At 47.8% G+C, this 14334-nt stretch carries 14 protein-coding genes and 1 riboswitch; of the genes, 7 read left to right on the forward strand and 7 right to left on the reverse strand.

Features of this window, described 5'->3' with window-relative positions:
• Positions 1–87: 87 nt before the first annotated feature.
• Positions 88–2778: a M14 family metallopeptidase gene (locus GKZ89_RS10075; protein ID WP_155112282.1), complete on the reverse strand. Its 2691-nt coding sequence runs from the start codon at positions 2776–2778 to the stop codon at positions 88–90.
• Positions 2779–2994: 216 nt separating this feature from the next.
• Here GKZ89_RS10075 and GKZ89_RS10080 point away from each other — a divergent pair, with 216 nt between their 5' ends.
• The 3 genes from GKZ89_RS10080 to GKZ89_RS10090 are packed head-to-tail and all read left to right on the forward strand — an operon-like array spanning position 2995 to position 4545.
• The gene (locus tag GKZ89_RS10080) at positions 2995–3141 is read left to right on the forward strand and encodes a hypothetical protein (protein WP_155112283.1); all 147 of its coding nucleotides are present in this window, start codon (positions 2995–2997) and stop codon (positions 3139–3141) included.
• 53 nt (positions 3142–3194) lie between these two features.
• Positions 3195–3920, forward strand: a complete 726-nt coding sequence (locus tag GKZ89_RS10085) for a VOC family protein (protein WP_155112284.1) — start codon at positions 3195–3197, stop codon at positions 3918–3920.
• A 58-nt stretch (positions 3921–3978) separates the two neighbouring features.
• Positions 3979–4545, forward strand: a complete 567-nt coding sequence (locus GKZ89_RS10090) for a biotin transporter BioY (protein ID WP_155112285.1) — start codon at positions 3979–3981, stop codon at positions 4543–4545.
• A gap of 3 nt (positions 4546–4548) precedes the next feature.
• Here the strand turns inward: GKZ89_RS10090 and GKZ89_RS10095 are convergent, their stop codons facing one another.
• Positions 4549–5307 (reverse strand): alpha/beta hydrolase, encoded by a 759-nt coding sequence (locus GKZ89_RS10095; RefSeq protein WP_338324919.1) that lies wholly within the window; start codon positions 5305–5307, stop codon positions 4549–4551.
• 90 nt (positions 5308–5397) lie between these two features.
• Positions 5398–5501, reverse strand: a riboswitch (SAM riboswitch).
• A 123-nt stretch (positions 5502–5624) separates the two neighbouring features.
• On the opposite strand from GKZ89_RS10095, the gene GKZ89_RS10100 reads away from it, so the two are divergent.
• Positions 5625–6206: a histidine phosphatase family protein gene (locus GKZ89_RS10100; protein ID WP_155112287.1), complete on the forward strand. Its 582-nt coding sequence runs from the start codon at positions 5625–5627 to the stop codon at positions 6204–6206.
• Between the two features lie 36 nt (positions 6207–6242).
• Here the strand turns inward: GKZ89_RS10100 and GKZ89_RS10105 are convergent, their stop codons facing one another.
• A complete protein-coding gene (locus tag GKZ89_RS10105; protein ID WP_155112288.1) occupies positions 6243–6680 on the reverse strand; it encodes a GNAT family N-acetyltransferase in 438 nt (145 codons plus the stop codon).
• Positions 6677–7738, reverse strand: coding sequence for an NAD(P)H-dependent flavin oxidoreductase (locus GKZ89_RS10110; protein ID WP_241680200.1), 1062 nt, complete (start codon positions 7736–7738; stop codon positions 6677–6679). Before GKZ89_RS10110 ends, GKZ89_RS10105 begins: the two co-directional genes overlap by 4 nt.
• Before the next feature lie 229 nt (positions 7739–7967).
• Between GKZ89_RS10110 and GKZ89_RS10115 the strand changes: the two genes are divergently transcribed.
• A complete protein-coding gene (locus GKZ89_RS10115) occupies positions 7968–9557 on the forward strand; it encodes a peptide chain release factor 3 (RefSeq protein ID WP_155112289.1) in 1590 nt (529 codons plus the stop codon).
• Between the two features lie 1049 nt (positions 9558–10606).
• On the opposite strand, the gene yidC is transcribed toward GKZ89_RS10115, so the two are convergent.
• From yidC to GKZ89_RS10130, 3 genes are all read right to left on the reverse strand, one after another.
• Positions 10607–11422, reverse strand: coding sequence for a membrane protein insertase YidC (gene yidC, locus GKZ89_RS10120; RefSeq protein WP_155112290.1), 816 nt, complete (start codon positions 11420–11422; stop codon positions 10607–10609).
• Complete coding sequence (locus GKZ89_RS10125; RefSeq protein WP_155112291.1) at positions 11388–11735, reverse strand: hypothetical protein; 348 nt, start codon at positions 11733–11735, stop codon at positions 11388–11390. Before GKZ89_RS10125 ends, yidC begins: the two co-directional genes overlap by 35 nt.
• Positions 11736–11821: 86 nt before the next feature.
• Entirely contained in the window at positions 11822–12916 is a 1095-nt protein-coding gene (locus tag GKZ89_RS10130) for an oxidoreductase (protein ID WP_155112292.1), read from the reverse strand.
• A gap of 140 nt (positions 12917–13056) precedes the next feature.
• Here GKZ89_RS10130 and GKZ89_RS10135 point away from each other — a divergent pair, with 140 nt between their 5' ends.
• Both GKZ89_RS10135 and GKZ89_RS10140 read left to right on the forward strand, forming a co-directional pair.
• Positions 13057–13713 carry a haloacid dehalogenase type II gene (locus tag GKZ89_RS10135; protein ID WP_155112293.1) on the forward strand — a complete coding sequence of 219 codons (657 nt, stop codon included), beginning with the start codon at positions 13057–13059 and terminating at the stop codon, positions 13711–13713.
• Positions 13714–13760: 47 nt separating this feature from the next.
• Entirely contained in the window at positions 13761–13997 is a 237-nt protein-coding gene (locus GKZ89_RS10140) for a CsbA family protein (protein WP_155112294.1), read from the forward strand.
• The last annotated feature ends 337 nt before the right edge of the window (positions 13998–14334 follow it).

Below are 14334 nucleotides of genomic sequence, written 5' to 3' on the forward strand. Positions count from 1 at the left end.
ATAGTGTTGGTTTTTCACACTTGTTGATTGGAGCGAACGCCTGCAGCGTAAATCAACAACCAAGTTTAACAGAGCTTTTAAAGAAAATTACTTCCCTGCTGCATAAATGGAATTAGCAAGGAGCCTGTAGCTGTACTGAGGGTGAGCTTTATTGGTTAAATCGATTGAGAAAAGAGTCATCTCGTCTTTTGTAAAAGCGATCGTCTGATTTTTCAGGACATCATGGTTCGGCCACCATCCGCTGATAAAGAAGTCTTCCCGTCCGGAGACCTTCGCGAGGATATGACTGTCTTTTGGAACAGCTTTCATATAAGAACCTGTCGCAATATAAAGCTTTTCTTCCGCTGTATATCCGCTTGTCTGGAGCATTTCAGTATTGACGTCTGTCCGGAGAAGTCCTTCATGGGAAGCACGTGATCCGGTTGTGGTCGAATAATCGAAACCAGGCAGGAGGTTTTCTTTTTCAATAAAGTTTAATGCACTGCTGCCTATCCCGATATAAGGCTTTCCTTCCTGTATCAACGCTTTTTTCGCCAGCCCGGCGTCATCTACAACGACGTCTGCCTCTTCTTCGGAAGGGGCAAAAGCAAATCCAAGCTCTTTGAGGACATATTTAGATGCTGCGGACCCTGTACTGTATATCTTAGGCTGCTGAAGCTTCACAGTCTTGACTTTTTTATTATAAGGAACAGTCTCTAAATAATAAGCTTTTTTAATAGAAGAGAGATCTTCGGAGGATACCGCATAATCTCCTGCCGCATAGTTCTTTCCGTCTTCTGTCAGCTGATAAACGGTTTTTTTCATCTTTAGCAGCTTATTGACTGCCTTTACAGCCTCATTGCTGGAATTTTTGATGACATATGAATCTGCATTGCCCTTCATCTTGGTTTTTGGGGCTTCGGCTGTTCTGACCGGCAACAGTACCCCGGCAAAAGCATTTTCCGCCCGCACTTCCATTCTGTCAAATCCGCGCAGATCATGGAAGTTATTGATGACCTCAGCGTACATTTCCTCCCATTCGGACAAGTCCTCGCCGTCATATAGGACCGCGTTTATGAATCCGCGTTTTGCCTGCTTCATATCAATTACGTAGGATCCTTTTGGATATGTTTTGCCGTCAGCTTTCACCTTTTTTTCAGACTTGCTCACCTTGATGCCGTTGCGGATCAGATAGTTCGCCATTTTGTGTGCTTCAAGGACATTTTTCTGCCCCTTTTTGTCTACTGGAATCACGTAGTAATCAGGGAAGAAGCTTTCATTGCCATCGCGGTCCCGGCCGATTTTTTCACCCTCCGGATTCACGAACCAGGAATCAACAGCACGGTTGTCCTCGCCTTTTACTCCCCGCTCATATACATTGAGCTGATTCAGGAACAGCCGCTTCTTGTTTTCAGACACATACTTTGCAGCCCCCAAGCCTGCGTTTACGAGTGCTTTATAGGATTCAGAGTTGATATCCGGTATTTCCACTGTATGTCCCATTGCTCCGTGGAACATCGAGTAAGTGGAAGTATAGGATGGGGTGGCATCGTCAAATTTATTTGGCCAATCCTTAAGAGGAATCAGATAACTGTCGTACTTTGTATTCGCAATTCCCGCTTTCCCCATTTCCTCAGCCTGCTCCATCATCCCATCCATCAGTAGATCATATTCGTAGTTCGGATTGTGTGGCGGGGTACATGGCTCAATAACGAATTCGTCATAGAAGCCGTGGAAATCAAGCAGTGACACAGGTGACCATTTTGTCAGGCCTTTTGCCAGATTCTGAGTTTCGATTTGAGTCTGGTACGTGTTATCCCTGTTCAAATCAAAGCCATTTGCGTTTTGCCGGGTGTTGTGGACGCGTCCGTCAGGGTTTTGGGTGAAGTTAAAGAGAAAGATGACATTGTCGAGTGCCTGATCGATATCCAGGTTTGTTTCTTTTTCTTTCCCTGGCTCACCGGTTTTAAAGGTTTTGCTTTTTTCAGTAGCCATAATCCGGTAGAGCTCAATGATCGCATCCACTCCCGGTGATTCATCAGGATGGATGTTGTTGATCCAGATGGGAACTTTGTAATTGTTCAGTTTTCCGTTCTCTATTTTTCTCTTTATAGCTGCCGGGTTCTCGAGTTTCTGCTTAGCAATCTCGTTTAAATATTGGTCAACGGACGCTTTGTCTTTCGCAAGGACCATAAAATGCATCGGACGTCCTTCCGTTGAGTGGCCAAGGGTTTCAGAGGATACGTACCGTCCATTGATGGCATTTTTGCTGATCCGGTCAACTTCCGGCTTGATTTCCTCCCATTTCAGGTACTCATCATAAACATTCAGTTTCATAGAGGTGACAGCCGATTTTCCTTTAGAGGGATCGCTTACAGCAAGGTCATAATTTCCGATCAGAGCCGGGTAAAGTGTGCGGAGACTTCTTGGTGACACATCATTCGTACCGTACAGAAGGCTGAATTTAATGGTGGCTTTTATTTTGGTTGATCCTTCTATGTAGGCAGGGGGCTCGGAGAACGTAATGTAAGGTTTTCCGGAATATTTTTTTGCATTAGGATCCCATTGCTTCCATTCTTCCAGCGGCTTGCCGCCAAAAGTCCACTTCAGCTGATTGACATCTGTTTTCGTTCCGAGATCTGCCGTAATTTGAATTTCCCGCTCCTCCGTCATCGAATTCTTGGACTGGCTTGCAGTGATTTTTGCGTCATTCGTCGCTGACACGGGAGGTGCAGCAGGCAAGACAAGAGTGAATAGTAAAATAAAGGACAACAGCAGTGAAAATGCTTTTTTCTGCATCGCATTCCTTCCTCTCTTATAATCTGTCAATATAGAACAAAAGATACCATATAAAAGTCGGTAAAAGAATAAGTAATATGCACTAAGATTAATAAATATGTATTTTAGGAGAGTAAAATATAAGATAAAACAAAGTTTTTGTATGATATTATTGTATATTTATTCGTAATGACTCATCCATCCCGTTCATATGAATAACAAAAAGGAGGACGGGCGATGGAGGATTTGATTTTGGCGGCTTCGGGATTGCTGTTTATCTGGTATACGGTACAGGTGCTGAAGGACTGGTGGGGTGCCGAGTACAGGGGCAGATCAGCGGCGGATCTCCTGATCAGGCCGGATAGGGAAAAAGAAAGGGAATAGTTGCCGTTTCCTCTTCCTCCCGCTAAAGTGGAAGAAAGAGGAGGGATCGCAAAATGATGCTTGATCACATCGTTCATTTTGTTGAGAAGCCTGCAGACCGGGCTGGAGCAGCATTTCAGCTGCTTGGGTTTCATACAGCTGCTGGCGGGAGCCATGCCGATTGGGGAACAGCGAACCATTTATGCTATTTCGATCTGGACTATATTGAATTTCTGGCGGTTACAGATGAAGAGAAAGCCGGAAAATCGGTAAACCCGCTTATCAGGCACTGCGCCGCTATGAAGCAGGAAGGATTTGCACAACTGGCTATCCGGACTGGAAATATGGATGAGCTTTTGCAAAGCCTGAACTCTGCAGGAATGCCGGTGGAAGGCCCGTTTGAAGGAAGACGAGTCCGTCCTGATGGAAAAGAAATCACTTGGAGGATGCTCTTTTCCGGCGGGAATGAGGAGCTGCCGTTCTTTATTGAATGGGGAGATCCTGATCACGTGCGCCGGGAAGAGCTGATTTCAGCAGGAGCTCTGGCACCCCATCCAAACGGAATCAAGGGCATCGGGCATATTCTGATCCACTGCAAGAAGCCCGCCGAAACAATTGCTGAGTGGGCGAAATGGCTGCAGTTGGAGAGAGGGGAAGAGGAGAACAGTCTGCTGCTGGGGGACAAGCATCTTTTATTTGAAAAAAGCACAGAAAACAGCGGGATTTATGCGGTTGCCTTCAATAGCCCGAGAAAACAGACCCTGGAAAAGAAGTGGAGAGGTGGGAATTATATTTTCTAGATGGCCTATTTATGTTAACATTACTTTGATTTAAGTTAACATATTGAGGGGGATGGGCATGGAGCAACAAAGAAAAAGACTGCGGATGCTGATTTACAGCGGGATGTTCGCAGCCGTGACAGCGGTTTTCGCACAGATTGAAATTCCTTTGCCGGTTGTGCCGATCAGCGGGCAAACTTTGGCAGTAGGGATAACAGCCGTTATTCTGGGAAGCCGGTATGGGGCTGCAGCCATGGCTGTTTATGCCGGACTTGGAGCAGCAGGTCTGCCCGTCTTTGCGGAGGCAAAAGGGGGGCTGCATATTCTTGCAGGACCGACAGGCGGGTACATCATCGGATTTATCGCTGCCGCGTTTGCCACAGGATGGATTCTGGAAAAGACCGCCTTCACGTTCCGCTGGGCATTGGCAGCGAATATAGCCGGGATGCTGATCACGCTGCTGTTTGGGACCGTCTGGCTGAAAATCGTGCTAAACGTACCTTGGGATAAAGCGATGGCGATCGGGGTATGGCCGTTCATTGCGGTAGGGCTGATAAAAGCCGCCCTTGCCAGCTGGATCGGAGTGGAAGCCAGAAGAAGATTGGTTCAGGCAAGACTTCTTGCGAATGAACGGTCTGCAGCATAATGACTACATGCTCATCCTTTTAGCAGGATGGGCTGTTTTGCGTGCGTAAAAATGGTTTGCTTCCTCTGCAATCCTGTTCAGGTCATAATCCATCGATGCGACGTGATAAGAGTTGGGCAGAAGAATGTACTCTTTTATAGAAGAGGCAATCATGTGGTAAATCTTTTCCGAGCAGGCGGCAGGAACGACATGGTCCTCCGGTGAGCAGAAAATGACGGCAGGGCAGCTGACAGTCTTCAGTTTAACGCATGCTTCCTTCATTGCCTTTTTTAACTCCGCAATGGCATGCAGAGGAACCCGGTTATACGCGATCTCTTTCACATTTGGGTTTTTAATGTCAGGTGCACCCTCTTCCAGGTATCCATCGCTGCCATGAATGTTTTCATAATCAGGAACCTCCAGCGCAGCATTGATTAGACCGATTCCATCGATGTCGGGATAGGCAGAAGCGAGCTTGATGGTCAGGCTTCCTCCCATAGATTGACCGATGACGTACACTTTTTGAAAACGGGCACGCAGCTTCAAATAAGCGGATTCAAGCGTCTGGTACCATTCCTCAGCCGTACTGCATTCCATATCCTCAGGGCAGGTGCCGTGGCCGGCGAGTCTAGGAGCATAAACGGAATACCCTAAGGAAGCGAACTGTTCACCAAGGGCTTCCATGCTTTGCGGAGTTCCGTTAAAACCATGACATAGAAGAACGGCCTGCTCTGAACTTTTATGGATTGAAAAGGACTGGGCGCCGGGTATCACTTTTTTCACTTCCTTCAATGCAGATCTCCTCCTTAGTGGAACAAAATAAATAACCTTCCTGCTGCCCGCTGCTTCAGAAAGGTTCGAATGCTGACATTCCCTTTATCGGCCAAAGCAGACAGCTTTGCTGGCAGGAGCACCTTTCCGTCAGGCGGTTGCTGTGAAGTCATGGAGCCAGATCTCTCGTTCACTCTTCATAAAAAAATATATCCTATAAGTTTACTTGGTTTTAATGTACTTTAGCATGGGAGACCAAGAGTGTCAAGGAGGACAGTGGCCCACTCTCATACTATAATGAAGGGTATGTAAGGAGAGGGAGTGAAGAAATGACGAAGCTTGGTATAATCAGACACGGCATCACGGAATGGAATATGGAAGGGAGAGCCCAGGGGAGCTCAGACATTCCGCTTCATGAAACAGGACGGCAGGAGGCGGAATTGCTTGCGGCCAGGCTTAAAGACGAAGAGTGGGATCTTTTGTACTCAAGTCCTTTGCAGAGAGCAAGGCAGACAGCTGAAGCAGTAAGCAAAAGCCTTGGAGGAATTTCTGTTAAGACTGATGAACGGCTCCGGGAAACAGGAGGGGGACGGATTGAAGGAACCACTGAAGCAGAGCGGCTGGAGAAATGGGGAAGCCGATGGAGAGAAATGGATCTTGGCAGGGAGCTGCCGGAGGAGATCGTGAACCGGGGGCTGTCCTTTATAGATGACGTCCTCAGGGAACATCGCGGAAAAAAAATCCTGATCGTCTCCCATGGATCCTTTATCCGCCATTTGCTGGAGAAGATCGCTCCTGCAGAAGAGGAGCGGCTGCCGCTCGGTAATACATCGATTACCCATCTCCATTTTGAGGATGAAAGATGGACGTGCGGTTTGTATAACTGTACAGAGCACTTGCAGAAAAAATAGGTGGCATGACTCACTGGAACCATCGCCGGTGAGTCATTATTTCAAGGATTTGTACATCACCACATGTGCGCCAATTCCAACAATATCAAATTCACCCCCAATTACAGAAAGCCCTTGTTTTCTGTAAAAGTTCGCTGCGCTCATTCTGGCATTGCACCACCACAGACCAGCGCTGCGTTCAATTAAAAGCTGATTTGCCTCTTTCAGCAATCGGCTTCCAGAACCGATTCCGCGATATTCTGTAAGGGTGGCCATTCCCCGCAGGCGGTATTGAACAGGCTCGCTGAAAAAAGAAGACTTCTCCTTTGAAAAGGTGGCGATACTGATCAGCTTGCTGTCCAGCCGGGCCCCGAGGTGAAGGGTCGTGTCTGCTGAATCTGTATCATAGACGGACTCATGCTGCGGCCGCCCGGGACGGAGCAATTGCTGCCGCAGCGGAATGGTTTCTTCTGCTTGTATGATCTTAATCTTCACGTTCTTGCCTCCTTGTTCGCGTGAATAATGGAATTCACCAGTTCCTCTACTGACTGGCTCCGGCTCAAACGAGGGCTCTGGCCGCACCACAAAGACATGAATTCAGCATCGTTCTGTTCTGCTGCCGCCTTGCGGATGCTCTTCGTCAGTTCATTTTGAAGCGGATAAGGAAGGATTCTGGTCTCATTCTCCATGCCGTGAATAAATTGATTCTTGATTCCGCGTGCTTCTTTTCCGGAAAATGCAGCCGTCACGACTACTTGATCTTCTCGTGCATTTAATACGGCTTCCTTGTAAGCAGGATGGGCACTGCTCTCATGAGTTGTCAGAAAGGCTGTACCCATCTGAACGGCCTGAGCGCCAAGCTGGAGGGCTGCTCTGAAACTGCGTGCGTCCATAATTCCTCCAGCTGCGATGACAGGGACAGATACAAAATCACAAATTTGCGGAACAAGCGACATTAATCCGAGCAAATGCTGTGATGACGGTCCCGAAAACGTCCCGCGGTGGCCCCCGGCTTCGCTCCCCTGTGCGACGATGGCATCCACTCCCCGGTCCTCAAGCAAAATGGCTTCCATGACGGAGGTGGCCGTGCCGATGATAAAAACGCCTTGATTTTTTAACTCCCGAACCTCCTCCGAGGCCGGCATGCCAAATGTAAAGGAGACGACCGGCACGTTTTCTCTCAGCACGATTTCCAGCTGTTCATGGTAGGGACTGGCCATTTCTTGAAGCGCTGGCATGGTTTCTGAAATCCCAAGCTCCCCGCGGTAAGGCTGAAGTGCATCATAAGCCACTTTGATTTCGCTCTCGGAAACATTTTGACTCTCCGGCACGAACAAATTCACTGCGAAAGGAAGCTCCGTTTCAGCCTTCACCTCCGAAATTAAGGAGGAAAGGTCTCCCGGCTTCATATAGCCTGCGCCAATCGATCCGAGGCAGCCAGATTTTGAAACGGCGCTTACAAGCTCCGGCCCTGTTATTCCGCCTGCCATGGGTGCCTGGATGATTGGATAGCGGAGTTTCAGTTTTTCATGCAACAGGATTGTCATGTTCATCCCCCCATTTCTCCTTTAAAAAGTTTGACGTTTTATCTGGAAACTCCTTTTCCAGCATGAAAAATAGGAAAGAGTCATCACATTTTCATGGATGGCGGCGAATAGGATAAATGGGCGGCAGAGCCAATAGCTTTTTGACGTCTGTTTATGGTATATTTTTTGAAGTGCATCTGGACAGCCAACTCTGATTTCAGAGCTGAATAAACTGATATAGAACGAGGTTATATACATGAATTTAAAACAGGAAATTGATAAGCGCAAAACGTTTGCGATTATTTCCCACCCGGATGCCGGGAAAACGACCCTGACCGAAAAACTGCTGCTATTCGGAAATGTCATCCGTTCTGCAGGAACAGTCAAAGGAAAAAAATCAGGCAAGTTTGCCGCATCCGACTGGATGGAAATCGAGAAAAAACGCGGAATTTCCGTTACCTCCAGTGTTATGAGCTTTCCCTACCATGATTTCCATGTAAACATTCTGGACACTCCCGGACATGAGGATTTCAGTGAAGATACGTACCGTACCCTGACGGCTGTTGACAGCGTCGTCATGATTATTGATTCCACTAAAGGCGTGGAGCCGCAAACCATCAAGCTCTTTAAAGTGTGCCGGATGCGCGGTATTCCGATTTTCACCTTTATGAACAAGCTTGACCGCGAAGGACGCGACCCGCTTGAACTGCTGGCGGAAATCGAAGAAGTACTTGGAATTGAATCTTATCCCATGAACTGGCCGGTCGGAATGGGAAAACGGTTCCTCGGCATCTATGACCGCTACTCCGAATCCTTTGTCCGCTTCAACGGAAACGAAGAAGAATCGGTATATAAGGTGGACGAAATGGAAGAAAAAGCGGCGGATATATATGAAAACCCAACGTACCAGGACACCCTTGGAGAACTTGAACTGCTGAATGAAGCAGGGAACGATTTTGATCCGGAGCGTGTCCGGAAAGGTGAACTGACACCTGTCTTCTTCGGAAGCGCTCTATCCAATTTCGGAGTTCAGACGTTTTTTGACACCTTCCTTCAGTTCGCTGCTTCACCTCAGCCGCGCCGCACAAATGAAGGCTTCATCGAACCGGAGAAGCAAGATTTCTCAGGCTATGTCTTTAAAATCCAGGCAAACATGAACACAAAGCACAGAGACAGGATTGCTTTCCTGCGCATCTGCTCCGGCACTTTTGAACGCGGAATGAGCGTCACCTTGAGCAGAACGAACAAAATTATTAAGCTCTCGCAATCTCAGTCGTTTATGGCAGGTGACCGGGAAACCGTCGACGTCGCCTATCCTGGAGATATAATCGGAATCTATGATCCGAACGCCTACCAGATCGGTGATACCCTCACTGCAGGAAAAGACCGGTTTGAATATGAGGAACTTCCGCAGTTCCCGCCGGAAATGTTCAAAAAAGTCCGGGCGAAAAACGTCATGAAATCCAAGCAGTTCAAAAAAGGAATCGACCAGCTCGTACAGGAAGGCGCCATCCAGCTCTTCCGCCAGGAACTGACCGACGACATCATTCTCGGAGCAGTCGGCCAGCTGCAATTTGAAGTGTTCGAGGAGCGGATGCGCTCTGAATACAATGCAGAAATCGAGTTCACCTCCCTCGGAGACCGGATCGCCCGCTGGATCGACGGCGACAAAGTCGACCGGAAAAAATTCGACAACCGGAGCATGCTCGTCAAAGACCGCTACGGCCAATACGCCGTCCTGTTCGAAAACGAATTCACCTACCGCTACTTCAGAGACAACAACAAAGACATCAAACTCATTGATCTCCTGGAGAGCAACGATTACCAAAGCTACTCCGGTCAATAAATAGAAACCCCAACCGGCAGATTGCCGGGCGGGGTTTTTTGGTTTTTTGTGGGGGGGCTAGCAGGGGGAAACAGGGATAAGGCAGGGATTTCTGTGACGTTGTCTGAGACCTAAAAACAGGGAAGAACGCTGAAATCCGGCGAAATAGCGTCTCCTGAGACCGGAAACTGCGCGATCGGTCTCTAGGGACCTTATTTCAGTGGTGAAAGCGCTATCTTTTAGGATTCCGGTCTCAGATGCAGCTATTTTCTGCTGAGAGGGAAAAATCAGGTCACTTTGGCGAAAATAGCGTCTCCTGAGACCGAAACCAGGGAAGAACACTAAAATCCAGCGGAATAGCGTCTCCTGAGACCGAAAATAGAGAAGAACACTAAAATTCCGCGAAATAGCGTCTCCTGAGACCGGAAACTGCGCGTTCGGTCTCCAGGGACCTTATTTCAGTGGTGAAAGCGCTATCTCTTAGAATTTCGGTCTCAGATGCAGCTATTTGCTGATGAGAGGGAAAAATCAGGTCACTTTGGCGAAAATAGCGTCTCCTGAGACCGAAACCAGGGAAGAACACTAAAATTCCGCGAAATAGCGTCTCCTGAGACCGGGAACTGCGTGTTCGGTCTCCAGGGACCTTATTTCAGTGGTGAAATCGCTGACTAGTGAACTTCCGGTCTCAGATGCAGCTATTTCCTGCTGAGAGGGAAAAATCAGGTCACTTTGGCGAAAATAGCGTCTCCTGAGACCGAAAATAGGGAAGAACACTAAAATTCCGCGAAATAGCGTCTCCTGAGACCGGGAACTGCGCGTTCGGTCTCCAGGGACCTTATTTCTAAGGTGAAAGCACTATCTAGTGAACTTCCGGTCTCAGATGCAGCTATTCGCTCCCGAAACCGTAAAATCAGGTCACTTTGGCGAAAATAGCGTCTCCTGAGACCGAAACCAGGGAAGATCACTAAAATCCAGCGGAATAGCGTCTTCTGAGACCGGAAACTGCCCAACCGGTCTCAAGCGCCGTTATTCGATGCAAAAAAAGCGCCCCAACTAGGGACGCTCTCCAATCAATTCTCAAGTGCTTTCGGCACCGCAGTTCCTTTTTCTCTGTAAAGCTGCCTTGCGAGCAGGGTCTGCAAAACAACAAAAATTCCGCCGATCGTCCAGTAGAGCGGGAGGAATGCAGCTGCACCAAAGGAAGCTGCTCCCATCATGATCGGCATCACATAGGCAAACATCGCCATTTGTTTTTGCTGCTCGGCCGGCATGTCAATTTGCGACACTTTTGCCTGCAGGAAGTAAACAGCAGCAGCAATCAGCGGCATGATGGGATCCGGGCTGCCGAGGTCAAACCACAGGAAGGAGTGGGCTGCAATCTCGGGGGTCCGCTGGATCGCGAAGTAAAAGCCGAACAGGATTGGTGTCTGGATCAGGATTGGAAGACAGCCGACTGCAAGCGGGTTGTAGCCGTGCGTCTGATAGAGCTTTAAGGTTTCCTGCTGCATCAAGCGCTGTGATTCTGGATCTTTCTTCTTCGTTTTGTATTTTTCCTGAATCTTCTTCATTTCCGGCTGGATAATGGCCATTTTTTTCTTCATAACCTGCTGGTTTTTATATTGCTTCATCATAAAAGGCATAAGAAGAAGCCGGACAAGGAACGTCACGATAATAATCGCAACCCCGTAGCTTCCGCTAAAGAGAGAGGCCGCAAATTTAATCAGCATGGAAAATGGGAAAACGACAAAATGGTTGAAAAATCCGGCTGTTTCATTGCTGATCGGTGTATGATCCGCCTGACAGCCGCTCAGCAGCAGGACCGAAAACAGCAGAATAAAAATACTTGACCGTTTAAGGAATGTGAACAGAGATGTTTGGTTTGGCATATATGCCCTCCTCGTATTGTTTAGCTTGTTGTGTATACGAGAAAGGGCGGCGGTCTCCATCATCATCAGGTGCGGAGGCCATTTTCATAATCCTGCTGATCCAGATGAGAATTTGGTCCATTCCTCCGGTAAACAACCTGGATGGCTTTGGATCTGAGCAAGCGTTCTGCCACATGCTCTTTACGGACAGATCGGCCTTCAGCGCTTTACCGGCGGTAAAAGCAGCAGCAAGGGTCCCGCCTGCAGAAATGATAAGGGAGAAAAGGACGATTAAATTCCCCACGTCATTCAGAAAATCTAAGTCGAACAGCATCTCTGTTCACCTCCTCTCTTATGTAATGCTTTTATTATATCATTTTTCTAAGAAAGGCATTCAAAAAAACCGCCAGATAATGGCGGTTACAGCTCTGAATCTTTAATATCGGCAAGTGGCATCAGTATCTCTTCCGGATTAAATTCTTTCAGTTCTTTTCCTTTTCTGATCCTTTTAGGAGCATCAGGGTTTGCTAATGCGCCCGTACCGAGGCTGATGAATTCTGCAGTATTCGCGTTTACCAGAGCAGAGGCTTTTCTGGGCTCCTGCAGTTTGCCGTTTGCGATCACCGGCAGACCGCTGAACTCCTTAGCCGCTTCGGCAAGGGACCTTGTTCCGTCTCCAAATGCGGGCGCATAGCCATCTGCATCGGTAACATGAATGTAATCGAGAGGCGTTTTGCCGAGAAGAGAAAAAATCTCTTCCGCATCTTCCTCTCCTTTCCGCCATTTGTAGCCGCTGTCGGAAACCTTAGCCTGGGAAATGCGGATTCCGACAATCATTCCGCTGCCTGCTGCCTGCTGAACATCATAGATGACTTCCATTAAAAATCGCATTCTGTTTTGCAGCGATCCGCCGTAGGAGTCCTCTCTTTCATTAAAGTAAGGGGTGAGAAATTCATCAAGCAAATAGCCGTTCGCTGCATGAATCTCCACTCCGTTAAACCCGGCCTGCCGTGCATTCATTGCAGCCGCTGCAAAGCCTCTTTTCACTTCAGAAATATCCTGTTCACTCATTTCTTTTGGAACAGGATACGGTCCGGAGCCGCCATAAAAACCTAGCTTTTCTCCTTTTGGTGCGACTGCAGAAGGAGCTGCAGTCTGCTTTATATAAATGTTCCCTTGAGACTGTCCGCCTGCATGCATCAGCTGGGCGATCATAACCGCACCGCTGCTTTGCACGGATTCTGTAATCGGCCTCCAGGCTGCAATATGGCCGGCGCTTACAAGGCCGGGCTGATTGTAGTAGCCTTGGCTGTATCGGTCATCTGTATAGATCCCCTCAGAAATAACCGCTGCAAAACCGCCTTTTGCGAAACGCTTATAATAGCGTTCCATGCGGGAGTTGGGCATCCCATCTTCATCTGCACTGATCCGGGTCATCGGAGAAACCATAAACCGGTTTTTTAATTTGTACGGTCCGAGCATGTGTTCAGAAAAAAGTTCTGGATACTTTTCCATAGGTTATTCCTCCAATTTTCACCGTCTGTCCTAAACTACATGATACCCGTTTTCTTTCTTGCAATCACTTTTGCGCACTCGAAGGTTTTGAGGCCGTTATATTGTGCAATAGTAAACCCATAAGGTAAGGAGGCGGAGAAATGTCAGCGAAAATAATCCTTTTTGATGCGTATGGTACGCTATTTGATGTATATACAGTAAAAGAAAAATGCGAGGAGTTTTATGAGGGAAAAGGGGAATCAATCAGCCGGCTGTGGAGGGAAAAGCAGCTCGAATATTGTTTTTTGAGCCAGCTGACCCAAAAATACGAACCGTTCGACCAGCTTACAAGAAAGGGGCTGCAGGCTGCTCTCGATCAGATGGGTGAAAATTATGACACGGAAAGGATAGACACCTTATTCAAAGCTTACGAGCAGTTGCAACCTTTTGAAGAAACAGAAACCGTACTGAAACAGCTAAGTGGGAGAAAAACCGCTATTTTTTCCAACGGCACGAAAGGAATGCTGGACCCTCTTATCAGGCATAACGGGTTTGAAGAGCTAATTGGATCCATCAGTGCAGATGGAATCCGCCAGTATAAGCCCGCACCTGCTGCCTACAGCTATGCAATGGAAAAACTGGGGGCCGCCAAGGAAGACATCCTCTTTGTATCCTGTAACCAATGGGATATCGCAGGAGCAGCATCTTTCGGCTTCAAAACGGTATGGATCAACCGGAAAGAGGAACCGCTATCCCGTCTTGGCTTCAAGCCGCACAAGCAACTAAACAGCCTGGAAGGTCTGGCTGAAATCGGCTGAAGCATGATAGAATAAAAGCATTACTCACAGAGAAGAGGGAGTGCCCGATGCTGACTAAAGCCATAGTCGCATTGATTTTTCCGTTTGTCCTTGTTGTGCTGTTCACAAGGGTCACCTATAGTTATATCGTAGGCACAGCCTTAACCGCAGCGCTGATTATTGCTTCTTATTTAAAAGGATATACCCAGTTTGACTATATAGTGGGCCTGGATGCTGTCTCATTAGTGGCAGGAGCAATCTTTGCCAGAAAAATGAACAGGAAACCCAACCATTTAAATAAGTGAAAACAGCTCTCCCTTAATGAAGGGAGAGTTTTTATGTGCCGGAACCGGATGCTTCCATACTGGTCTGCCTGACCTGACCGAACAGCTGAAAACATAATTTACAGAATTGACCACGTTCTGCAAAACAGAATTTACGTGCCACAAACCCTGAAATACGACCAGTCCGTTAACGTGCCGCTCCACTCAAAGGACGTGCCAAAAAGTGGACTCAACGTGCCAAACTGAATTTACGTGCTCAAACCCAAGTAATACGAGCCGAACCAGTCTGTTAACGTGCCGTTCCACTCAGAAGACGTGCCCAAAAGTGGACTCAACGTGCCAAACTGGATTTACGTGC

The sequence above is a fragment of the Metabacillus mangrovi genome, from assembly GCF_009711125.1.
Taxonomy (GTDB): domain Bacteria; phylum Bacillota; class Bacilli; order Bacillales; family Bacillaceae; genus Metabacillus_B; species Metabacillus_B mangrovi.